The sequence below is a fragment of the Pseudomonas azerbaijanoccidentalis genome, assembly GCF_019145495.1.
GTDB classification, from domain to species: Bacteria; Pseudomonadota; Gammaproteobacteria; order Pseudomonadales; family Pseudomonadaceae; genus Aquipseudomonas; species Aquipseudomonas azerbaijanoccidentalis.
Genome location: NZ_JAHSTU010000004.1, coordinates 206,869 through 229,358 on the forward strand (window position 1 = coordinate 206,869; position 22,490 = coordinate 229,358).

21 protein-coding genes, 1 pseudogene and 1 riboswitch are annotated in these 22,490 nt (G+C 60.1%); of the genes and pseudogenes, 8 read left to right on the forward strand and 14 right to left on the reverse strand.

Annotated elements, in window-relative coordinates; all coding sequences use genetic code 11:
* Nucleotides 1-38: 38 nt before the first annotated feature.
* Nucleotides 39-443: an acyl-CoA thioesterase gene (locus tag KVG88_RS15100; RefSeq protein ID WP_150701720.1), complete on the reverse strand. Its 405-nt coding sequence runs from the start codon at nt 441-443 to the stop codon at nt 39-41.
* Between the two features lie 197 nt (nt 444-640).
* Nucleotides 641-743: riboswitch (S-adenosyl-L-homocysteine riboswitch) on the forward strand.
* A 23-nt stretch (nt 744-766) separates the two neighbouring features.
* On the opposite strand from KVG88_RS15100, the gene ahcY reads away from it, so the two are divergent.
* The 4 genes and pseudogenes from ahcY (at nt 767) to rhlE2 (ending at nt 6,256) form a co-directional block, all read left to right on the forward strand.
* Complete coding sequence (gene ahcY / locus KVG88_RS15105; protein WP_150701721.1) at nt 767-2,176, forward strand: adenosylhomocysteinase; 1,410 nt, start codon at nt 767-769, stop codon at nt 2,174-2,176.
* Between the two features lie 129 nt (nt 2,177-2,305).
* Nucleotides 2,306-3,151: a methylenetetrahydrofolate reductase [NAD(P)H] gene (gene metF, locus KVG88_RS15110; protein ID WP_150701722.1), complete on the forward strand. Its 846-nt coding sequence runs from the start codon at nt 2,306-2,308 to the stop codon at nt 3,149-3,151.
* A gap of 186 nt (nt 3,152-3,337) precedes the next feature.
* The gene (locus KVG88_RS15115) at nt 3,338-4,153 is read left to right on the forward strand and encodes a substrate-binding periplasmic protein (protein WP_217871929.1); all 816 of its coding nucleotides are present in this window, start codon (nt 3,338-3,340) and stop codon (nt 4,151-4,153) included.
* A gap of 223 nt (nt 4,154-4,376) precedes the next feature.
* Nucleotides 4,377-6,256 (forward strand): annotated as a pseudogene (gene rhlE2 / locus KVG88_RS15120) (RNA helicase RhlE2).
* A gap of 148 nt (nt 6,257-6,404) precedes the next feature.
* Here the strand turns inward: rhlE2 and KVG88_RS15125 are convergent.
* The gene (locus KVG88_RS15125; RefSeq protein WP_150701725.1) at nt 6,405-7,001 is read right to left on the reverse strand and encodes a YceI family protein; all 597 of its coding nucleotides are present in this window, start codon (nt 6,999-7,001) and stop codon (nt 6,405-6,407) included.
* Nucleotides 7,002-7,033: 32 nt separating this feature from the next.
* Nucleotides 7,034-7,585, reverse strand: a complete 552-nt coding sequence (locus tag KVG88_RS15130) for a cytochrome b (protein ID WP_150701726.1) — start codon at nt 7,583-7,585, stop codon at nt 7,034-7,036.
* A gap of 472 nt (nt 7,586-8,057) precedes the next feature.
* On the opposite strand from KVG88_RS15130, the gene llpB reads away from it, so the two are divergent.
* Nucleotides 8,058-8,570 carry a lectin-like bacteriocin LlpB gene (gene llpB / locus KVG88_RS15135; RefSeq protein WP_217871930.1) on the forward strand — a complete coding sequence of 171 codons (513 nt, stop codon included), beginning with the start codon at nt 8,058-8,060 and terminating at the stop codon, nt 8,568-8,570.
* 372 nt (nt 8,571-8,942) lie between these two features.
* On the opposite strand, the gene KVG88_RS15140 is transcribed toward llpB, so the two are convergent.
* Nucleotides 8,943-10,706, reverse strand: a complete 1,764-nt coding sequence (locus KVG88_RS15140) for a flavin monoamine oxidase family protein (RefSeq protein WP_217871931.1) — start codon at nt 10,704-10,706, stop codon at nt 8,943-8,945.
* A gap of 222 nt (nt 10,707-10,928) precedes the next feature.
* Between KVG88_RS15140 and KVG88_RS15145 the strand changes: the two genes are divergently transcribed.
* Complete coding sequence (locus KVG88_RS15145; RefSeq protein WP_217871932.1) at nt 10,929-12,335, forward strand: adenosylmethionine--8-amino-7-oxononanoate transaminase; 1,407 nt, start codon at nt 10,929-10,931, stop codon at nt 12,333-12,335.
* Between the two features lie 140 nt (nt 12,336-12,475).
* Nucleotides 12,476-13,195, forward strand: coding sequence for a 16S rRNA (uracil(1498)-N(3))-methyltransferase (locus KVG88_RS15150; protein WP_217871933.1), 720 nt, complete (start codon nt 12,476-12,478; stop codon nt 13,193-13,195).
* Between the two features lie 112 nt (nt 13,196-13,307).
* Here KVG88_RS15150 and trhA read toward each other — a convergent pair whose 3' ends face one another.
* Nucleotides 13,308-13,925 (reverse strand): PAQR family membrane homeostasis protein TrhA, encoded by a 618-nt coding sequence (trhA, locus tag KVG88_RS15155; protein WP_056853953.1) that lies wholly within the window; start codon nt 13,923-13,925, stop codon nt 13,308-13,310.
* Between the two features lie 209 nt (nt 13,926-14,134).
* Here trhA and KVG88_RS15160 point away from each other — a divergent pair, with 209 nt between their 5' ends.
* On the forward strand, nt 14,135-15,043 hold the full coding sequence (locus tag KVG88_RS15160) for a LysR family transcriptional regulator (protein ID WP_217871934.1): 909 nt from the start codon (nt 14,135-14,137) through the stop codon (nt 15,041-15,043).
* Nucleotides 15,044-15,160: 117 nt separating this feature from the next.
* On the opposite strand, the gene madM is transcribed toward KVG88_RS15160, so the two are convergent.
* The 9 genes from madM to mdcA all read right to left on the reverse strand — a co-directional run bounded on the left by madM (nt 15,161) and on the right by mdcA (nt 22,420).
* Nucleotides 15,161-15,925 carry a malonate transporter subunit MadM gene (gene madM, locus KVG88_RS15165; RefSeq protein WP_150701731.1) on the reverse strand — a complete coding sequence of 255 codons (765 nt, stop codon included), beginning with the start codon at nt 15,923-15,925 and terminating at the stop codon, nt 15,161-15,163.
* A 1-nt stretch (nt 15,926) separates the two neighbouring features.
* The gene (gene madL, locus KVG88_RS15170; RefSeq protein WP_217871935.1) at nt 15,927-16,343 is read right to left on the reverse strand and encodes a malonate transporter subunit MadL; all 417 of its coding nucleotides are present in this window, start codon (nt 16,341-16,343) and stop codon (nt 15,927-15,929) included.
* 66 nt (nt 16,344-16,409) lie between these two features.
* Entirely contained in the window at nt 16,410-17,321 is a 912-nt protein-coding gene (gene mdcH / locus KVG88_RS15175) for a malonate decarboxylase subunit epsilon (protein WP_217871936.1), read from the reverse strand.
* The gene (locus tag KVG88_RS15180) at nt 17,318-17,938 is read right to left on the reverse strand and encodes a malonate decarboxylase holo-ACP synthase (RefSeq protein WP_217871937.1); all 621 of its coding nucleotides are present in this window, start codon (nt 17,936-17,938) and stop codon (nt 17,318-17,320) included. Before KVG88_RS15180 ends, mdcH begins: the two co-directional genes overlap by 4 nt.
* Complete coding sequence (mdcE, locus tag KVG88_RS15185) at nt 17,932-18,735, reverse strand: biotin-independent malonate decarboxylase subunit gamma (protein ID WP_217871938.1); 804 nt, start codon at nt 18,733-18,735, stop codon at nt 17,932-17,934. The genes KVG88_RS15180 and mdcE overlap by 7 nt, the downstream gene beginning before the upstream one ends.
* Complete coding sequence (locus KVG88_RS15190) at nt 18,732-19,583, reverse strand: biotin-independent malonate decarboxylase subunit beta (protein WP_150701736.1); 852 nt, start codon at nt 19,581-19,583, stop codon at nt 18,732-18,734. Before KVG88_RS15190 ends, mdcE begins: the two co-directional genes overlap by 4 nt.
* On the reverse strand, nt 19,576-19,875 hold the full coding sequence (locus KVG88_RS15195) for a malonate decarboxylase subunit delta (protein WP_150701737.1): 300 nt from the start codon (nt 19,873-19,875) through the stop codon (nt 19,576-19,578). Before KVG88_RS15195 ends, KVG88_RS15190 begins: the two co-directional genes overlap by 8 nt.
* Nucleotides 19,875-20,750 (reverse strand): triphosphoribosyl-dephospho-CoA synthase, encoded by an 876-nt coding sequence (locus tag KVG88_RS15200; protein ID WP_217871939.1) that lies wholly within the window; start codon nt 20,748-20,750, stop codon nt 19,875-19,877. The genes KVG88_RS15195 and KVG88_RS15200 overlap by 1 nt, the downstream gene beginning before the upstream one ends.
* Nucleotides 20,750-22,420, reverse strand: coding sequence for a malonate decarboxylase subunit alpha (gene mdcA / locus KVG88_RS15205; RefSeq protein ID WP_150701739.1), 1,671 nt, complete (start codon nt 22,418-22,420; stop codon nt 20,750-20,752). Before mdcA ends, KVG88_RS15200 begins: the two co-directional genes overlap by 1 nt.
* Between the last annotated feature and the right edge of the window lie 70 nt (nt 22,421-22,490).

Below are 22,490 nucleotides of genomic sequence, written 5' to 3' on the forward strand. Positions count from 1 at the left end.
CGACCCGCGCGGTTCAGATTCCGTTCGTCATCCTCGAATTATTCGACGGCTTCATCTTCCTTGAACTGATCTTTGACGTACTTGATCTCGGTTCGGCCATGGGGCGCCGGCAAGCCGTCTTCACCGAGGTTCACAAACACCATTTTTTCAACGGTGAGAATGCTCTTGCGAGTGATCTTGTTGCGCACTTCGCAGGTCAGGGTGATTGAGGTGCGACCGAATTCGGTGGCGGTGATGCCGAGCTCGATGATGTCGCCCTGACGCGAAGCGCTGACGAAATTGATTTCTGAAATGTACTTGGTGACCACGCGCTGGTTGCCCAACTGGACGATGGCGTAAATGGCCGCTTCTTCGTCGATCCAGCGCAGAAGACTGCCGCCAAACAGCGTGCCGTTGGGGTTGAGGTCTTCGGGTTTAACCCATTTGCGGGTGTGGAAATTCATATTCACTCCTGAGCGTCTTGCCGAATGATGCTGACCATCATGGCAGAGCCCGGCCTAGAGCTCTATCAGGCATCGCCTATGGCCTCGATTACCGTTCGGACATTGACCAACAGAAACGCTTTGGAAGATCAGCATAGCCCGCTATAATCGCCTCCGTTTCAAAACGGTCATCATCACTTGATACCGTTTCCCGCCACCTGTCCGAGGGGCGCTGCAGCAGGTTCGACCTGTCAGGCTCGGATGGGGCGTTGCCCGGCCTTTACTGGCTGGACACTAAACGCACAACGGCGCCCATTCGCATACATTACGAATGGAGGCTCTTCATGAGCGCTGTTATCACGCCTGCAGATTTTAACGATTACAAAGTCGCCGACATGTCCCTGGCTGCCTGGGGCCGTCGCGAAACCATCATCGCCGAATCCGAAATGCCGGCACTGATGGGTCTGCGTAACAAGTACTCCGCCGAGCAACCGCTCAAGGGCGCGAAGATCCTTGGCTGCATCCACATGACCATTCAGACTGCCGTGCTGATCGAAACCCTGGTTGCCCTGGGTGCCGAAGTACGCTGGTCGTCCTGCAACATTTTCTCGACTCAGGACCAAGCCGCTGCTGCCATCGCTGCTGCCGGCATCCCGGTTTTCGCCTGGAAAGGTGAAACCGAAGAAGAGTACGAGTGGTGCCTGGAGCAAACCATCCTCAAAGATGGCGCGCCTTGGGATGCCAACATGATCCTCGACGACGGCGGCGACCTGACCGAGTTGCTGCACAAGAAGTACCCTCAGGTTCTGGATCGCGTCCACGGCGTGACCGAAGAAACCACCACCGGCGTGCACCGCCTGCTCGACATGCTGGCCAAGGGCGAGCTGAAGATCCCGGCCATCAACGTCAACGACTCGGTCACCAAGAGCAAGAACGACAACAAGTACGGCTGCCGTCACAGCCTGAACGATGCGATCAAGCGCGGCACCGACCACCTGTTGTCCGGCAAGCAAGCGCTGGTCATCGGCTACGGCGACGTGGGCAAGGGCTCCGCTCAGTCCCTGCGTCAGGAAGGCATGATCGTTAAAGTCTCCGAAGTCGACCCGATCTGCGCCATGCAAGCCTGCATGGACGGTTTCGAAGTGGTATCGCCGTTCATCGACGGTATCAACAACGGCACCGAAGCCAGCATCGACAAAGCACTGCTGGGCAAGATCGACCTGATCGTGACCACCACGGGCAACGTCAATGTTTGCGACTCGAACATGCTCAAAGCCCTGAAGAAGCGCGCTGTTGTCTGCAACATCGGCCACTTCGACAACGAAATCGACACCGCTTTCATGCGCAAGAACTGGGCATGGGAAGAAGTGAAGCCACAGGTTCACAAAATTCACCGTACCGGCGCTGGCGATTTCGACCCGCAGAACGATGACTACCTGATCCTGCTGGCTGAAGGCCGTCTGGTTAACCTGGGCAATGCTACCGGTCACCCAAGCCGTATCATGGACGGTTCGTTCGCCAACCAGGTTCTGGCACAGATCTTCCTGTTCGGCCAGAAGTACGCCGACCTGTCGCCAGCCCAGAAAGCCGAGCGCCTGACCGTAGAAGTACTGCCGAAGAAACTCGACGAAGAAGTGGCCCTGGAAATGGTCCGTGGCTTCGGCGGCGTCGTGACTCAACTGACCAAGACCCAGGCCGAGTACATCGGCGTGACCGTCGAAGGTCCGTTCAAGCCGCACGCTTACCGCTACTGATCGGCGCTGTGTAAACGCTCTTTGCAGGAGCTGGCGAAGCCTGCGATCCTTTGATCTTAAAAGATCGCAGCCTGCGGCAGCTCCTGCATGGAGCTTGCGTCAGGCTTACGTGTTTCCAAGGATATGACCATGTCCCAAGATCGTCGCTACAGCTTCGAGTTCTTCCCTACGAAGACCGATGCTGGGCATGAAAAGCTGCTCGCCACTGCTCGCCAGTTGGCCACTTACAATCCTGATTTCTTCTCCTGCACCTACGGCGCCGGCGGTTCGACCCGTGATCGCACGCTGAACACCGTTTTGCAGCTTGAAAGCGAAGTCAAAGTTCCTGCCGCACCGCACCTGTCTTGTGTGGGCGACAGCAAGGACGACCTGCGCGGCCTGCTGAGCCAATACAAAGCGGCCGGCATCAAGCGTATCGTTGCCCTGCGCGGTGACCTGCCTTCCGGCATGGGCATGGCCAGCGGCGAAATGCGCCACGCCAATGACCTGGTTGAATTCATTCGTGAAGAGACCGGCGACCATTTCCACATCGAAGTCGCCGCTTACCCGGAAATGCATCCGCAAGCGCGCAACTTCGAAGACGATATCGCTAATTTCGTGCGCAAGGCCAACGCCGGCGCCGACAGTGCGATCACCCAGTACTTCTTCAACGCCGACAGCTACTTCTACTTTGTCGAGCGTGTGCGGGCGTTGGGCGTGAACATCCCGATCGTGCCGGGCATCATGCCGATCACCAACTACAGCAAGCTGGCGCGCTTCTCCGATGCCTGCGGTGCGGAAATCCCGCGCTGGATCCGCAAGCAGCTGGAAGCGTACGGCGACGACACCGCGAGCATTCAGCGTTTCGGCGAGCAAGTCATCACCGAGATGTGCGAACGACTGCTCGAAGGTGGCGCCCCGGGCCTGCACTTCTACACACTGAATCAGGCTGAAGCGAGCCTGGCGGTGTGGAACAACCTGAAGTTGCCGCGTTAAGCAAAAGCGGTAAAGGCAAGAGCAAAAGATCGCAGCCTTCGGCAGCTCCTACAGGGGTTACACGTCCCCATGCAGGAGCTGCCGAAGGCTGCGATCTTTTGCATTTATTGTGACGCAACACTCGGAGATAGAGCTTCTGGTTCCCGGTTCTGGCTCTTTCCTGTTTCTCGTCGTAATCTCAATCCCATGCCTTTGATCACGCAGTTATTCGCCCTGCTTGTTTTCACTTGCCTGAGCTTCGCCGCTCGGGGCGAGAAGCTGCGCATTGTCACGGAACCGTGGGCACCTTACGTCTACGAAGAGAATGGCAACGCCCTGGGGCTGGACTACGAAACTACCGCGATTGTCTTCAAGCGCCTGGGCATCGAAGTGGAATGGCAATTCCTGCCGTGGAAGCGCTGCCTGTCGATGCTCGAATCGGGTCAGGCGGACGGCGCGCTGGATATTTTCCACAGCGACGAACGCGATGCGACCCTGCTCTACCCCAGCGAACCGCTGTCGGAAGTGCAGTTCGTGATGTTCTACGCCAACGACCGGCCCCATCCATTCCGTACCCTCGACGAACTGCGCGGCCTGACCATCGGCACCTCGCCCGGTTACCTGTACAGCCAGGATTTCCGCGACTCGACGCTGTTCACCCGCGAACCGGCGCCGAGCCATGAAGCGAATTTCGGCAAGTTGGTCCGTGGCCGAATCGACCTGCTGATCACCGATCGCCGAGTCGGCCAGCACTTGCTCGACGAACTGAACATACGCGACAAGATCACCGAAAACCCGGCAATCATCAGCCAGCAAAGCCAGTTCCTGGCGGTGCGCCGCAATGCCGGCATGGATTTGCTGGTGCAGCGTTTCGGGGCCGAACTCAAGCGGTTCAAACGTGAGCCCGCCTACGCGGAGCTGAGTGCGCGGTATGGTGCCGCGCCGCCAAACGCCTTGAGTTCTGCAAGGGCCACGGCCACTACCGCAAAAACCGTTGAGCAGCAGGAAAGCGGCGCGCAGTGATTGCTCTGTTATACTCCGGCGTTCCCGCCAGGCTCACGCCCGGACGCTCGGAATCGTAAAGGCATCTCGACCCCGCTACAGCGCAGCTTTGCAGCCCGCGCGAGCGCTCCAGACGAGCTTTCGTGACCGAAGCAGGACCGGACGGGATTGCGTCCTCTTAAACGCTATTCGCGCCAGGCAAGACTCCCATTGGGCCAAGCCCTAACTTAGAACAGGATTACTCATGTCCTTTGCTTCCCTCGGTCTCTCCGAGGCTTTAGTCCGCGCCATCGAGGCAGCGGGCTATACCGAGCCTACTCCGGTGCAACAGCGGGCCATTCCCGCCGTGTTGCAAGGTCGCGATCTGATGGTCGCGGCACAGACAGGTACCGGTAAAACCGGCGGTTTCGCCCTTCCGATCCTGGAGCGGTTGTTCCCCAACGGTCACCCGGACAAATCCCAGCGTCACGGCCCGCGCCAGCCACGCGTACTGGTCCTGACCCCGACTCGCGAACTCGCGAACTCGCGGCGCAAGTACACGAAAGCTTCAAGGTCTATGCCCGTGACCTGAAATTCGTCAGCGCCTGCATCTTCGGCGGCGTCGGCATGAACCCTCAGGTTCAGGCCATGTCCCGTGGCGTAGACGTGCTCGTGGCCTGCCCTGGTCGCTTGCTCGACCTCGCCGGCCAAGGCAGCGTCGACCTGTCCCACGTGGAAATCCTCGTACTGGACGAAGCCGACCGCATGCTCGACATGGGCTTCGTCCATGACGTGAAGAAAGTCCTGGCGCGCCTGCCTGCCAAACGTCAGAACCTGCTGTTCTCGGCGACGTTCTCCAAAGACATCACCGACCTCGCCGGCAAACTGCTGCACAACCCGGAACGCATCGAAGTCACGCCACCGAACACCACGGTCGAGCGTATCGAACAGCGCGTATTCCGCCTGCCGGCCAGCCACAAGCGTTCGCTGCTGGCGCACCTGATCACCGCAGGCGCCTGGGAACAAGTGCTGGTCTTCACCCGCACCAAGCACGGCGCCAACCGCCTGGCCGAGTACCTGGACAAGCACGGCCTGAGCGCCGTCGCGATCCACGGTAACAAGAGCCAGAACGCCCGCACCAAAGCCCTGGCCGACTTCAAGGCCGGCACCGTGCGCATCCTGGTCGCCACCGACATCGCCGCTCGCGGCCTGGACATCGACCAGTTGCCACACGTGGTCAACTTCGAACTGCCAAACGTCGATGAAGACTACGTGCACCGCATCGGTCGTACCGGCCGTGCCGGTCGTTCGGGCGAGGCGATTTCGCTGGTCGCCCCGGATGAAGAAAAACTGCTGAAAAGCATCGAGCGCATGACCAAGCAGAAAATCGCCGATGGCGACCTGATGGGTTTCGATGCCAGCACCATTGAGGCCGAAAAGCCTGAAGTGCGCGAGCGTCCGGACATGCGCAACCCGCGCAACCCACGTGGCCCGCGCGGCGACGGTCCGAATGGCGGTGGCGGCGGTGGCGGCCGTAAAGACAAAGGCAAGGACAAGGGCAAGGAAAAACCGGCGTCGGGCGAACGCGGCGAGCGTCCTGCCCGTCAGCAGAAGCCACGCGAAGGCACCCCGGCCCGCGAACAGCGTCCGTCGCAGCCGCCTCGTGCCGCTGCTGACCGTGCACCGGACGAGTTCCTGGACGACGATATCGATAACTTCGGTAACCGCGTCGACTACGTTCCGCAGCAAAAGCCGGCTCAGGGCCGTGGCCGTCGTCCGGGTGCTCCGGCACAAGGCACGGCTGCTGGTGCAGGCGCACCGCGTGGCGGCAAGCCACAGGGTCGTCAGAGCGGTCCACGCAACAGCGATGGCGCCACCACCGGCACTCCACCGGCCAAGCGCAGTGGCCCACGCAATGGTGCGCCACGTGACGGCCAGGCCCGTCGCGAAGATTCGCGCAACCGTCGCCCGGCACGTGACGACCAGCCGCGTTCGGAACCGGCCGTGCAGAACCCGCGCGGTCCGGCACCGAAGATCATGCACAAGGAGTCGAAGGCTGACCGCTTCCCGACACCTGAGCAACTGGATCAACTGCCAAGCCGTCCTCGTGGTGAAAAACCGGCGTTGCTGACCCGCAATCGCTGATTTAACACTGCCATAAAAAATGCCCCGGCTCGTGAGAGTCGGGGCATTTTTTTATGGCCGCAAAGTGCTTTTGTAGGAGCTGCCGCAAGCTGCGATCTTTTAAACGATCAAAAGATCGCAGCCTGCGGCAGCTCCTACAGTCTCAGCATTACTTCGCCTTCACACCTTCAAAGGATACGTACAGCTCAACGGCATCGGACGCTGGGCCCAGGTCTTTCTGCTTGCCGAAATCGGAACGCTTGATGCTGGTAGTGCCTTCGAAACCGGCACGGTAGCCGCCCCATGGATCCTTGCCTTCACCCAGGAAAGTGGCCTTGACCACGACTGGCTTGGTCACGCCTGCGATGGTCAGGTCGCCAGCCACGTCGGCAGTGTCTTTGCCAGCGGCGTTCTTGCCGGTGGATTTGACGCTGGTGGAAACGAAGGTGGCTTTGGCGAACTTGCCTGCGTTGAGGAAATCACCACTGGCGATGTGCTTATCGCGCTCGGCATGATTGGTGAACACGCTGGCGGTGTTCACGTTGAACTCGATCTTGCTGTCTTCAGGCTTGGCAGCGTCGAAGCTGAACTTGCCGTCGATGTCCTTGAAAGTACCGGTGATGAAGCTGTAGCCCAGGTGGCTGATCTTGAAGTCAACGAAGGCGTGCTGGCCTTCTTTGTCGACCACGTAGTCAGCGGCCATTACGTTACCGGCGGACAACAGGGCGGAGCCGATTGCCAGAGCGGCCAGAGTCTTTTTCAACATACTTTGTTTTCCTTTGGAGTCGAGGTTGAACTTCAGGCTTTGCGACCCAGCATTCGTTTGAGGGTCACATCACGGTCGATAAAGTGGTGCTTCAATGCTGCCAACGCATGGAGGCCGGAAAAAATTACCAACGCCCACGCCAGGTAGAAGTGAATCACGCCAGCGGTATCTGCCTGGTCCGGCAGTCCGGATACCAGCGCAGGGACTTCAAACAAGCCAAACACCGGGATACCGACACCGTCTGCGGTGGAAATCAGGTAACCGGCAACCATCACAGCAAACAGACTGAGATACAGAAAGCCATGGCCGAACTTGGCGCCGAGGCGCGTCATGCGGCTGTAGCTGGACAGGGTCGGTGGCGGCGGGCTGATAAAACGCCACAACACCCGCAGCACCATCACACCCAGCAACACCAGGCCGATACTCTTGTGCAGGTCCGGCGCGTCTTTACGCCAAGTGCTGTAGTAGTCGAGCCCGACCATCCACAACCCGAGCGCGAACAAACCGACGACCGCCAGTGCCACACCCCAGTGCATGAAGATGCTGACCCAGCCGTAACGGGAGGTAGAGTTTCGTAGCTGCATTGCCTAGATCCTGTAAGTGCTGGCCCAAGACTATCGATTTATCTATCGAATTAAAGCCGAAAATTTCGCTTTGAAATATCGATAAATGCGATCAAGACCCTGCAGCAAGCAAGTTAAGGAAAGATTAAAGCCGAAATTGTGAAAAAAAGTGAATACAAAACAGACAACACCTGTATCAAAATTTTTATTCGATGGCTGCCACCGTTTTTTTTCGACCCACCACACGGCCCTTGAGCAGAATGCAACCTGTAGCAGCTGCCGAAGGCTGCGTTCGGCTGCGAAGCAGGCGCAAAGTCAAAACTCGCGGTCTGTCAGATAGACCACCTGCGCAGCCGAACGCAGCCTTCGGCAGCTGCTACGTGGAGTCGCGATGTGGCTTGGTTAATTAGTTTGCAATACATATGTACCGCAACTTACAAAGTTGGACTTGATTCAATGAGCACTCAACAACTCATTGATCAAGGAATGAACCATGGCTATCAGATATACGCCGTTTCAAGCGAGTGGCTCGCCAGTACTGCCTCCCAACCAAACAATGACACCTGGGCAATATCTCATGTCCCCAAACGGACGATTTCGCTTGGTACTGAAAGTGGATGGCAATTTAGTAATCACCGACAACGGTGCCGTGATCTGGATTGCAGATGGCAATCAGATTTACAGCAGAACGTTATATCCGAAAAAAATGCGTGAACCCGTGATGTTTGTGATCAGCAACAATGGTTTTCTTTATGACCCGTCCAGAAGGCGTTTATGGATCGCTGACAGCACTCACAGCATTGATAAATCGCTTTGGTACAACGCTTGTATGGTCATGCAAGACGACGGCAATTTGGTCATTTACGATCAGCGCACGGGAAACCTGTGCTGGGCGCGCTTTGGCTTTGTCCCTGGTCGAATTCCAAAGTCCAAGCAAAGGTGGGTAAAAGTGCTACCGGATGGTAAACAGATTCATGAATGGAAATTTTCGCTGGGCCCTCTTTAATCGCTTTGAATGACTTTAACTTCTAAGGACCTTTGTAAATGGGAGGTGGTTGTAAGCAATCAGAATCATATGGATTGATATCACATTTATAGGCCAGCTCATGACCGTATCCTTCAGGGAAAACTCACCACCCTTACAACCATAAAGTGACATCAATAACATTATCACCACTAGTGCTTTCATATACCCTCCGGAGTTTTGAAAAGCATAGATTTCAACGCCCTTCATCATCCATCATTTACTTCTGATTAAATTGTGGGAAGAGTCTGATATGTATTCGGAGTGTGTAGGACCGGGATCATGAATCACGACGTCTGATAAATGAGCAAAAAAAAGCGCGGCCCTCGGGCCGCGCTTTTATATACCTGAACGTTACTGAGCTTTGGTCTCAGTCGTCGCGGCCGGTTTGGCCGCGGGCTTCTTGGCCGGCTCGGTTTTCTTCACCGGGGCTTTGGCCGGGGCTTTTTTGGCCTCGGTCTTGGCGGCCGGTTTTGCCGGGGTCTTGGCGGGAGCTTTCTTGGCCGGTTCTGCTTTCACCGGTGTTGCAGGCTTCGGAGCTTCAACCGGCGCCGGTGCAGCGACCGGGGCTGGAGCAGGCGCCGGGGCTGGTGGTGCAACAGGCTCAGGTGCCTTGACCGGCTCTGGCTTTTTCTCGTCATCCGAGCCGCCGAACAGGTTGGTGAAGAAGTTGCCCTTCTTCGCCGCCGCGCCAGCGCCTGCCGCTGCCGCAGCAGCTGCCGGTACGACTTTCGCAGGTTCGAAGGACTTGCCTGCTGCCAGGTCTTCAACCTGACTGGCAGCACGCTGGCCGGTGCGCAATGCGCCTTCCAGGGTGCCCGGGTACAGGGTGTCGGTGTGTTCGCCAGCGAACGCTACGCGCTGGATCGGACGTTCCCACAGACGCCAGTATTTGCTGATCTGGCCTGGACCGAAGGCCAGGTAAGCGCCACCCATCGAAGGGTCGGTGCTATAGCGACGGATTTCATAGCCGGTGAACGAGCCACGCGCCTGTGGATAAAACGCATGCAGACGGATCAACACCTGATCGACCATTTGCTTGTCGCCAAACGCTTGCATCACGCGGGCGTTGTCGCCCGACAGGTTGATCACCACGTTGGCGCCGCCCTTCAGGGCTGGCTCGATCCACAACATGCCAAGGCCGGCGTTGCTGAAGATTTCGCCGGACATGCGCGCCTTGGGCTCCCAGACCGGGGTCTTGAACTTCAGCATGATCTGGTCGCGCCAACCGTAGTTGGTGCCCTTGATCGCGGCCAGGTGTTGAGCGTCCAGCGCCGGGGTCATCTGGATCTTGTTCAGCGCGCGCAATGGCACGGCCAGCACGACGTAGTCCGCCTGATAGCCAACGCTGCCGACTTTGACGGTGACGCTGTCCTTATCCTGGATGATCGCCGAGACAGGCGAGCTGGTCTTGATGGTTTTCAGCTGTTTGACGAAGGCCTGAGCCAGCACCGGGCTGCCACCGACCAGGCGCGAAGCCCGCAGGTCACGGTCGGAAACGCCGCGGTACACACGGCTCTGCTGAGCGAAGTACAGCAGCGAGATGCGCGAAGGTTCGTCATAACGGGTACGAATCTGCTGGTTCACCAGCTGACGGGCGGTGGCCGGCAGGTTCAGGCGATCCAGCCAGTTGGACACATTGATCTGGTCCAGGGCGTGCAGGGTGCTGTTGGCCGACGGGTTTTGCGGGTCATCGATCGAACGAGCGAGGTCGTCAACGGTCTTTTCGTAGCGTTTGAGCGCTTCGGCAGTGGTCGGGTCCTTGGTGGCCAGATCGGCAGCGGTGTAATACACGCCGTCGATCAAGTAGCCTGGAGTCCGCACAAACTCAGGGGCCGGCGTGGTGCTCAGCTTGAAGGTCGATACGTATTTGTTCAGCACCGGCTGGGTCTTGTCGTTGCCGATCCACTCGCTGGTGGCCATGCCGGAACGGCCGCCCAGGCTCGATTTGGCTTCCAGCAGGGTGACCTGCCAGCCTTTGTTTTGCAGTTCATACGCCGCCGTCAGGCCCGAGACCCCGCCACCGATCACGATCGCGGTTTTATCCTTGGCCAGCGCAGACACGCTGAACAGCCCCAACATCACCAGCGCACAGGCGCGCAGCCAACCGACAGACATTCAGCGAACTCCGGAAATACACGAAAAATGAGCGATTTTTGCGAGCCAGACGACTCAAGAGCCGAGAAGGATACGTCAGGCATCTGACGCCCGCCAGCAACGTCTATCGGCCTATACAAAGTAGCTCAATCGACACAATGGGTTGTCCCGGTGGCGTGCATTGCATAGGCTTGCGCGATTGTTTGTTCGCGCCTGCCGCGGACCGCCTCGAGGAGAGAGAAAATGGGCCTGAATAATCAGTGGATGCAACGCGACCTCGCGGTGCTGTGGCATCCCTGCACCCAGATGAAAGACCACGAACAACTGCCGCTGATCCCGATCAAGCGCGGTGAAGGCGTCTGGCTGGAAGACTTCGAAGGCAAACGCTACCTCGATGCGGTCAGTTCCTGGTGGGTCAACGTGTTCGGCCACGCCAACCCGCGGATCAACCAGCGCATCAAGGATCAGGTCGATCAGCTGGAACACGTGATCCTTGCCGGTTTCAGCCATCAACCGGTGATCGAGTTGTCCGAGCGTCTGATCAAGATGACGCCCGAAGGCCTGACCCGGTGCTTCTATGCCGATAACGGGTCGTCCTGCATCGAAGTCGCGCTGAAAATGAGTTTTCACTACTGGCTCAATCGCGGACAGCCGAATAAGAAGCGCTTCGTCACCCTGACCAACAGCTACCACGGCGAAACCATGGCGGCGATGTCGGTGGGTGACGTGCCGCTGTTCACCGAAACCTACAAAGCGCTGCTGATGGACACCATCAAAGTGCCGAGCCCGGATTGCTACCTGCGCCCCGAAGGCATGAGCTGGGAAGAGCATTCGCGCAACATGTTCGCCGCCATGGAACAGACCCTGGCCGAGAACCATGACAGCGTCGCTGCCGTCATTGTCGAGCCGCTGATCCAGGGCGCCGGCGGCATGCGCATGTACCACCCGGTGTATCTCAAGCTGTTGCGCGAAGCCTGCGACCGCTACGGCGTGCACCTGATCCACGACGAAATCGCCGTCGGCTTCGGCCGCACCGGGACGATGTTCGCCTGCGAGCAGGCCGGCATCCGTCCGGACTTCCTCTGCCTGTCCAAGGCCCTGACCGGTGGTTACCTGCCGCTGGCGGCGTGCATTACCACCGATGAAGTCTATAGCGCGTTCTACGACGACTACCCGACCCTGCGCGCTTTCCTGCACTCGCACAGCTACACCGGCAACCCGCTGGCCTGCGCGGCCGCGTTGGCGACGCTGGACATCTTCGAAGAAGACAACGTCATCGAGAACAACAAGGCCCTGGCCCAGCGCATGGCCTCCTCCACCGCGCATCTGGTCGATCACCGGAATGTCTCGGAAGTGCGCCAGACCGGCATGGTGCTGGCCATCGAGATGGTCAAAGACAAAGCGACTAAAGAAGCGTACCCGTGGCAGGAGCGTCGTGGCTTGACGGTGTTCCAGCATGCGTTGGAGCGCGGTGCCTTGCTGCGTCCGTTGGGCAGCGTGGTGTATTTCCTGCCGCCGTATGTGATCACCCCGGAGCAGATCGACTTCCTGGCCGAAGTGGCCAGCGAAGGCATCGACATCGCCACCCGCGACAGCGTCAGCGTGGCAGTACCGAAGGATTTCCATCCGGGGTTCCGCGATCCGGGTTGATAATGCGGTCAATGTGGGAGCGAGCCTGCTCGCGATAGCGGTCTTTCAGCCGACATCAATGTTGAATGTCAGATCGTCATCGCGAGCAGGCTCGCTCCCACAGAAGTCACACCGATCCAATACTTTTCCAGAGACCCTTCATGAGACTGTCCCGCTTCTTCATCGACGCCCCCCTGAGCACTGGCGAGCACGAACTGTCCGAGGCCCAGGCCCACTATATCAGCCGCGTGCTGCGCATGGCCGAGGGCGACCCGTTGCAGTTGTTTGACGGTTCGGGCCAGGAGTTTCGCGCCCGGTTGCTTGAAGTCGGCAAGAAGCGCGTGGTGGTGCAGATCGATGAAAGCTTCGCCGGCCAGGTCGAATCGCCGCTGCAGATTCATCTCGGCCAGGGCTTGTCCCGTGGTGAGCGAATGGATTGGGCGATTCAGAAAGCCACCGAACTGGGCGTCACCGAAATCACCCCGATTTTCAGCGACCGCTGCGAAGTACGGCTCAAAGACGAGCGCGCCGACAAACGCTTGCTGCACTGGCGTCAGGTGGCGATCAGCGCGTGCGAGCAGTGTGGTCGTTCAAGGGTGCCGGTGATTCATCCGCCGATGCTGTTGGCTGACTGGTTGAAGCAGACTGAAGCTGAATTGAAGCTGGTACTGCATCCGGTGGCCGAGCCGCTGGTGAGCCACGCCAAGCCTGCAACGTTGGCCTTCCTGATCGGCCCCGAAGGTGGGTTGTCCGATGCTGAAGTCGAACAAGCCAAGGCCAGCGGTTTTCATGCTGCCCGCCTCGGCCCCCGCGTGCTGCGCACCGAAACCGCGCCGGTTGTGGCGTTGGCGGTGGCCCAGCAGCTTTGGGGGGACTTCTAGGCCGCCATCGCTAGCAGGCTAGTTCCCACATTGAATTTTGGGTGTCCCATTTCATGTTCACTGGAAATCTCCTGTGGGAGCTAGCCCTGCTAGCGATTGGCCGCGACTCGGTCTAAAGGACATAAAACAGAATCGCCACAAAGTGCAGCAAACTCCCGGCGATCACGAACAGATGCCAGATCCCGTGGGCATGGCGCAGGCGATGGTCGAGGGCAAAAAAGATGATGCCCACGGTGTACAACACGCCGCCCGACGCCAACCAGGCAAACCCGGCGCTGCCCAGTGCCGCCAGCAGTGGCTTGACTGCAACCAACACGATCCAGCCCATCACCGCATAAATCACGATCGACAGAATGCGCGCTTCGGAACGTGGCTTGATCTCCTGCAGGATGCCGATCAACGCCAACCCCCAGACAATCCCGAACAACGTCCAGCCCCACGGCCCGCGCAGGGTCACCAGACAGAAAGGTGTATAGCTGCCGGCAATCAACAGGTAGATCGAGAAGTGATCGACCTTCTGCATGATCGCTTTCTTGCGCCCGCGCACGCTGTGGTAAACAGTCGATGCGCTGTACAGCGACATCAAGGTAAAACCGTAGATCGCCACGCTGACGATCTTCCACGGACTGCCGTCCATACTGGCGATGACCAGCATCCACACCACGCCGACCGTCGCCGCCACCGCGCCGACCAAATGCGTCCAGGCGTTCAATCTTTCCCCGTGATACATGCGTTACTTACCTCGACATTCGTTACCGCAGTGCGCAAGGCTCAGGCCTCAAGCCTAAAAGCGCAATGTTTCCATACAACGAAATCCCCTGTAGGAGCTGCCGAAGGCTGCGATCTTTTGATCTTAAAAACCAACAGCAAAAGATCGCAGCCTTCGGCAGCTCCCACAAAGAGCCTTACAATCAGGTCATTCCAATAAGAGTCTGCCCCATGCTGATCGATGAAGAGTTGACCCTGAAAAAGCTTGAGGTGTTCCTGGCCTTCATGCGCACCGGCAACCTTGCCCGGGCCGCCGTCGAGTTGCAGACCAGCAACGTCAGCGTTCACCGCGCCATCCACTCGCTGGAAAGCGCCCTGCGCTGCCCGCTGTTCAAACACGAAGGGCGCAATCTGACGCCGCTGGAAAGCGCCTACGTGCTGGAAGAGCGGGCGCAGAAGCTGATTCAGGACGTCGTCGAGAGCGTGCGCCTGACCCGCGAGGCGGCCGGTTTTTCCGCTGAGCGCTTCAAGTTGGGTTCGCTGTATTCATTGACGGTGAAGACCGTGCCGCAGTTGATCATGGGCCTGAAAATCCGCCGCAGCGAGCTCAACATCGACCTGATTCTCGGTTCCAATTTCGACCTGCTGTACAAGCTCAAGAACATGGAAGTCGATGCGATCCTGGTGTCGCTGGACGACAGCATCATCGACCCGGACCTGGAACACATTCCGCTGTTCTCCGACGACATTTTCCTCGCCACACCGGCCGATTCGAAGTTCGCGCAACGCGCCGAAGTGGACCTGGCCGAGGTTCGCGATGAAACCTTCATCACCCTGACCCAGGGCTTCGCCACGCACCAGGACGGCAAACGGGTATTCGAGCAGGCGGGGTTCGAGCCGAAGGTGGCGATGCAGGTCAACGACATCTTCACCCTGCTGAGCATGGTCAGTTCGGGCGTGGGTTATGCGTTGCTGCCGGGGAGGATTGCGGCGGTGTACGAGAACCGGGTGAAGCTCATCCCGTTGCAGGAAAAATACCGCTTGCAGCAGCACATCGGCGTGGTGTTTTTGAAGGCCAAGGAGCGCGATCCGAATTTGCTGGCGTTGCTGGCGGAGTGTCGGATGTATGCCAATCGGTAGGCTTGAGACCGCGTCGCCTGCATCGCGGGCAAGCCACGCTCCCACAGGATTTACGCTGTCCATGTGGGAGCGGGCTTGCCCGCGATGGCGTCGGATCTGACGACTCAGGATTAATGGCTAGCCAACAATCCCGCGAACAATGAAGTACAGCAGCGAAGGCCCCAACAAGCACCCAAGCCCGGTGTGGAATGTCGCCGTCAACGCACCATAAGGCACCAGGCGCCGATCCGTCGCCGCCAGGCCCGCCGTCACACCGCTCACGGTGCCGGCCAAGCCGCCAAACACCATCGCCGAACGCGGGTTATCCAGGCCCATCCAGCGTGCCGCCACCGGCGTGCCGACCATCACCAGAATTGCCTTGATCAGCCCCGTGGCAATCGACAGCGCCATCACATCCGAAGTCGCGCCGATGGCCGCACCGGTTACCGGGCCAACAATGTAAGTCACCGCCCCCGCGCCGATGGTGGTCATGCTCACCGCATCGCGATAACCGAACGCCCAGGCCATGCACGCACCGACAATGAACGGCAGCACGGTGCCCAGCAGCAGCGCGATGACGCCAATCAAACCGGCCTTTTTCGCTTCAGTGGCCTGCACTTCGAACGCTGTGGCGACGATGGCGAAATCGCGCAGCATGGCGCCGCCCATCAAGCCGATGCCGGAGAACAGCGTCAGGTCCGCCAGGCCTTTTTGCCCGCCGGTCATGGTGCCGCCCACCCAGGCCAGCACCAGCCCGATGACGATGGCAATTGCCGAGCCGTGAATGCGCCCGAACGTCAGGCGTTTGGAGAGCACCACAGACACCCACATGATCACGCCGACGAAGGCGAATGCAGTGACCAGGCCGTTATGCTCCAGACCTTTCTCAATGAGATCCCACATATCAGCGGCCTCCTACGGGTGTGCCAACGGGGCTTATCTCTTCGGATTCATCGGGCAACGGTTCGCCTTTGTGAGTCCGGCTGATCAAGGCAATGGTGCAGCCGCAGACCACCACCGAACCGATTGCCGCCAGTACCGCCACCGGCCCGCCGTGCAACGCCGTAACCACGTTTTGTTGCGCCGCCATCGCCACCACCACCGGAATGTACATGGCGCCCCAGAAGCCGACGCCCATTTCGCAGTCCTTGGTCATGCCGCCGCCTTTTTGCATCCACAACCTTGCGCAGATCAACAGAATCATCGCGATCCCGACCCCGCCGACGTTGGATTTGACGCCCAGCAACACGCCGAGCATGTCACCCACGATCACCCCTGCCAGCGTACAGATCGCGAGCAGCGCCACACCGTAAATAATCATTGTTGTCGTCCTCAAAGTGCATCGTCGAATGTTGTTTTTGTTGTTCGAAGCCTTAAGTCGGGTGGTCTAGGATTGGCGGCTTCCCTCCTCACGCAACAGCGCCTGCAGGGTATCGAGCCGTGCACCATCGAAAGCAATCACGGTGCCTTGCTCGAACACCCGGCGCGCCAGCCCGGTCAGCACCGCACCGGGCGGCAGTTCGATCTGTAGCCGTACGCCGCGCTCGTAAGCGCTTTGTACCGTGCCGCGCCAATCCACTACGCGGCACATGTTGAACGCGAGGTCGTCGCGCAGCGCTTCGATCCGGGTCACCGGCCGCGCGCGGCTGCCACTCAGGTAGCCGATTTTCGGTGTTTGCAGTGACACCTTGGCGAAGGCTTCGGCGAGGGTTTGCGCAGGCGCTTCCAGCAGCGGGCAATGCGAAGGCACGCTGACTGCCAGACGCTTGGCCAGACCAGCACCGCGACTTCTCGCCAACTCGGCCACGGCTTTCATTGCACCGTCGCTGCCGGCGATCACCACCTGGTTATCTGCGTTGATGTTGGCCAGGTAAACCGGCGAATCAGCGTTGTGAACCTGCGCCAGCAACCCTTCCACAGTGGTCAGATCAAGACCGATGATCGCGGTCATGCCGTAGCCCTGTGGATAAGCTCGCTGCATCAACTCACCGCGCAAACTGACCAACTGCAACGCATCACTGAAGCTCAAGGCACCGGCCACCACCGCTGCCGGATAGGCACCGATGGACAACCCGGTGACATAATCCGGCGTCATCGACAACTGCCGCGCAGCCGCCACACCGGCGATCAGCAAGCAAAGCTGTACCGCCCTTGTCGACTGCAATGCCTCGGTAGAATCCAACAGTAAAACGTCTTTACCAAGCACGTCGCTGGCCTCAATCAGCGTTTCCCGAGGCAAGCGCTGGAGCATGCCCGGCTGCTGCGCGCCTTGCCCCGGGAACACCAGCAAGCTGCTCACGCTGCTTGCTCCTGCGGGTTCCATGGATCAGTCACCAGACAGGCCTCGCTGGCGCTTTTCAGCAGCACGCGATTCGATGCGCCGGCCCATTCACGCAGGGCAACACCACCCAGCGGTGTCTGCAATTGCAGGTCCACCACGCACACCGCCGTATCGAGCAACGCGACCAGCTCCCGAGCCTGATCCCGCGCCAGGGGCATTGGTGTGCGCAGGATCAGATCCAGATCGCTGCCCTGATGGAGGGCAGCAAACCCGCTGGCCAACTCGAACCCGGCGCTGCCGCTGACACCCCAGACCCAACCGCAAGCATCGAGTGCCGGACGCAATTGCGCCAAGGCTTCGAGTGCCGGCAAGTCTCGGGCGACGTCGACATGGCAGAGTTCTTCGGGCATCACGCGACGGGTTATCGAAGCCATCGCCATCGACGCCGCATAACGCTGCTCGCGCAAACGCCCACGCACGCCGACCGCCATCCGATCCGCCGTCGACAGCGCGCGCCGCACCACCACCGGTTGCCCGGCGCTGAGCGACTCGACTGCCCACGCAGGCGCGTCCGCAGGCAACTGCGCCGGGGTCATACCCCAGAGCAGGTCGTGGGCGAGAAACGTGTTCACCACTGCTCACTCAGCAACTGGCGAACCTTGCTCGATGCCGCGCGATTGGTTGCGCCGAGGCGACCGCTGAGATCAACGCCCTTCGTGGCGACATCGCCCATCGCTTGGCTCAGGCAGTCAGTCACCCGCGCCACATCTGCCGAGGTCGGCTGTTCGATCTGCTCCACCGACAAGGTTTCCCACAGCAAACCCAGGCTGGCATAGCTGTCGATGTCATACGCCATCGGCGGCACGCTGGCGGCCAGGGTTTCCAGTTCTTCAACACTGCGCAAAGTCACCCGCGCCGCCGATGCCTTGCCCATGGCATGCACCATCACCCCCGGATCGCGCAGGGCGATCAAGCGGTTGGCCTGATAACCGTGCGCGAGAAACGCCCCGGACATTGCCTTGCCCACCAGCAAACCGATCACGGCATGCCCGGCCAGACGTGCGCGGGCATAACTGTCCGCCGCACCCGCCAACGCTTGATGAATGCCGAGTGCCTCTTCGCGTCGACCGTAGGCCTGGCTCGGCACATCGACAATCGCGATCAATGCGCGCTTCTGCGGTTTGTCCTGATCCGCGGTGATCACTTCATCCACAGCCTTGGCCAGCCCCCATCCTTCGAGCAAACCAACCTCGCCATTACGGGCACGAACGAAGCGGTTTTCCGGGTCGGCGACCACGGCGATAAACCGCACCGGCTGCCCGCCCAAGACGCCATCGGCGACTTTCAACGAGGCCGGCAAACCGTCAACAGGATTGGCTTTGGCGCTCAAGGCGTTGAACCAGTTCAGGCCTCTTAGGGAATACGCACTCATGAGCGCTCTCCTTGATACAGGTCGCGAACCACTGACGGCTCGATTTGCGGTTCGGCGTCCAGACGCGCCAACCGTTGCAGGAACAGATCGGCCTGACGGCTGCGCGGTTGCGCCGGCAAACCTTGCTTGAGCAACTCACCGACCTGCTGGCGAATCTGCGTCGCATCGTCAGCGACGTAGCGGTCCACCAAACCACTGGCGAAGCGCTGCTCGCCACCGGTCAGGCTCCAGATGAACGGCCGGTCGCGGGAGTCGTACTCCTCAAGCCCGGCCTCCTGCTCGATCACCTGCGGGCCATTGAGGCCAAGGCGCGCTTCCTGGGTCACCAGCAAGTAGCTGCACAACCCGGCGGCAATCGACATGCCGCCAAAGCAACCGACGCTGCCCGCGACCACGCCAACCACCGGCTGATACTGTTGCAAGTCGACAATCGCCGCGTGGATATCGGCAATCGCCGCCAGGCCCAGATTGGCTTCCTGCAAACGCACGCCGCCGGTTTCAAGCAGCAACACGGCACGCGTCGGGATGCCTTTGCGGTTGTCTTCAGCGGCCAGTTCCAGTGCGCCGGAAATTTTTGCCCCGCCGACTTCACCGAGGCTGCCGCCCTGGAATGCGCCTTCGATGGCGGCGATCACCACTGGCAAACCATCGACGGTGCCTTTGGCGATGACTACGCCGTCATCCGCCTGCGGCACCACGCCCTGGCGTGACAGCCACGGCGACATCACGCGCTGGAACGGGTCGAGCAATTCACGAAAGGTGCCCGCATCAAGCAAGGCTTTCGCTCGTTGCCGGGCACCGAGTTCGACGAAGCTGTGCTTGTTGAGCAAGGCTGCGCTGTCAGTCATGGCCGATCTCCTCAAAGCCTTGTTCCAGACGCAGGCGGACTACGCCGGGGGTGGCGCCGAAATCGTGGATGTCGATGTCCATGGCCGGTGGCGTCTGGCCGTCGAACATCCGCGCAAACAAATGCTGCCAGCGTTGTTCACTGCCGTTGACCGAGGTCTGCACGGTGATGGTCAATTTGCCGGCCTGCCCCGGTTCGATCATGACTTCGAGATCGCCTGAGCCGACACAACCCACCAGCGTGCGACCGCGTGGTGGCTGCCCGGCCGGGAATTCAAAGGATAAGGTTTCCATCAGAAAGCTCCCTGTATAAAGCTTTCGCCCGACTCGACACGGTCGATGAACAGGCAGGCTGCGAGCAGGTCGGCAGCACCACCGGGCGAGGCATTCAATGCGATGAGTTGTTGGTCCAGCTCATGCAACCGACGACGTCCGGCAAGGCTGGCGCTGCCGCCGGCATCGAGCACCGCTTGGGCGCCGAGTTGCATGGTGTCCAGGCCTTCTTCGCCAGCGCGGTACAGCACACAGGTGTCGACCAGCTGGGTCATGATCGCCAGCAAGGCATCGAGCCGCGCATTCTGTTCGCCATGGCCGTCGGCGCGGCTGCGCTTGAGTTGCGGCAGAGCCCGTTGAGTGACCGCAGGGAAGCCAAGTTGCGCTTCCTCACGGGCACCACGAGCGCCGAAGCGTTGGGCGACTTGCGCACCATGGCTGAGCGGACGCGGGGCGTAACGATCATCGAGCAAGGCTAACCGTGCAGCGCGCAACGTCATTGCAGCTGCGCTGGTGGATTCGGGTTCCAGCGCCGCGGCGGTGACCAACAGGCCCAAGGCCCAGATCGCACCGCGATGGGTGTTCACGCCAGCCGTGGTATCGAGCATGGCTAGCTCGCCCTCACGACCGATACGGCCCACGGCTTCGCGCAGCGGCAAACTGATTTCGCCGATGTTGATGGCGACGTCGGCCATCTCTTTGAAGGCCGGCCACAGGGACAGCGCCGAGGCGTGCATCAAGCCCAGGTGCAAATCGGTGTGGGCGCCATTGCCGCGACGGTCGACCAGCGCCGGCTTCGGCGACAGGTCGGCTTCATCGATCAGCGCGTCCACCGCCATGTCCGCCAAACGCTCGGCCAGGTTCAGGGTTTTCGGTTGCAGATTGAATGCGTGCATTACCAGCTCCTGAACTTGGCGGGCGGGTTGTAGAGGCCACCGGACCACTCCACCAGATCGGCCACGCTTTTCGCGGCCAGCAGTTCACGGGTGGCGTCGGTACGGCGAATGCCGAGGTCTTCGGGCAAGGCGATCAGGCCTTCGCGGCGCATGCGCGCAGTGTCTTTGGGGTTGTGGCGCAGGCCGATGGCTGTCACGCCCGCGACCGCCGCGATCATGGCCTGACGCTCTTCCAGCGAGCGTGCCTTGTACAGATAGGCGATGCCTTCTTCGGTCAGCAGGTGGGTGACGTCGTCGCCGTACACCATGATCGGCGCCAGCGGCATGCCGCTTTTCTTCGCCACTTCGACCGCATCGAGGGTTTCAACGAAAGTCGGCTTGCCGCCCTCCTGGAAGGTTTCGACCATCTGCACCACGAGTTTCTTGCCACGTTCGAGCATCGGTTCCCCCGCGTCGTCATGGCGCATATCCAGCCAGGCTGGCGTGCCGTGACGGCGCCCGCGCGGGTCGTGGCCCATGTTCGGAGCTCCGCCGAAACCAGCCAGGCGCCCACGGGTCACGGTGGAAGAATGGCCGTCGCCATCGACTTGCAGGGTGGCACCGATGAACAGGTCCACGGCGTACTGTCCGGCCAATTGGCAGAACATCCGGTTGGAACGCAGGGAGCCATCGCGTCCGGTGAAGAACACGTCGGGCCGGGCGGCGATGTAGTTCTCCATCCCCAGTTCGGTGCCGAAGCAATGCACGCTTTCCACCCAGCCGCTTTCAATTGCCGGGATCAGGGTTGGATGCGGGTTGAGGGTCCAGTTGCGGCAGATCTTGCCCTTGAGGCCGAGGGATTCACCGTAGGTCGGCAAAATCAGCTCGATGGCCGCGGTGTTGAAACCGATGCCGTGGTTAAGCGACTGCACGTTGTGTTTTTCGTAGATACCGCGGATCGCCATCATCGCCATCAACACGTGCACAGGCTTGATGTGTCGTGGGTCGCGGGTGAACAACGGTTCGATGTAGAACGGCTTGTCGGCCACCACCACGAAATCAACCCAGGACGCCGGAATGTCGACGCGCGGCAAATCGCTGACGTCGTCGACCAATTGGTTGACCTGAACAATCACGATGCCGTCGCTGAACGCCGCCGGTTCGATCAGCGCCGGGGTGTCTTCGGTGCTTGGCCCAGTGTAGATGTTGCCGGCGCGGTCGGCCATGAAACCGGCTGAGAGCACGACGTTGGGAATCAGGTCCACCACCAGCCGTGCATAGAGTTCGATGTAGGTGTGGATCGCGCCGATTTCCAGCAGGCCGTCTTCGAGTAACTGACTGATGCGCAGGCTTTGGGTGCCGGCAAAAGAGAAGTCGAGCTTGCGGGCGATGCCGCGTTCGAACAGGTCCAGGTGCTCGGAGCGGCCGACGCTGGGCATGATCATGTGCAGATCGTGGAGCTTGGCCGGGTCAACCTTGGCCAGGGAGCGGGAAAGGAAATCCGCCTGCTTCTGGTTGTTGCCCTCCAGCACCACGCGATCGCCCGGCAGGATCAACGCCTCAAGCGCCGCGACGATGTTGTCGGTAGGCAACACCACACCGTCGGCAAGACCTCGCACCTGTTCGAGGCGCCGCTGCTTTTCGCTGCGCCGCCGCGTCCATCGTGAGTCGGGGGATATTGTTGTAGTCATGACCACTCCACGGGTTCGCTGTCGTGGAGCTACCTTAGGAGTGTTGGGTGTGGGGTATCAATCAAGCGGA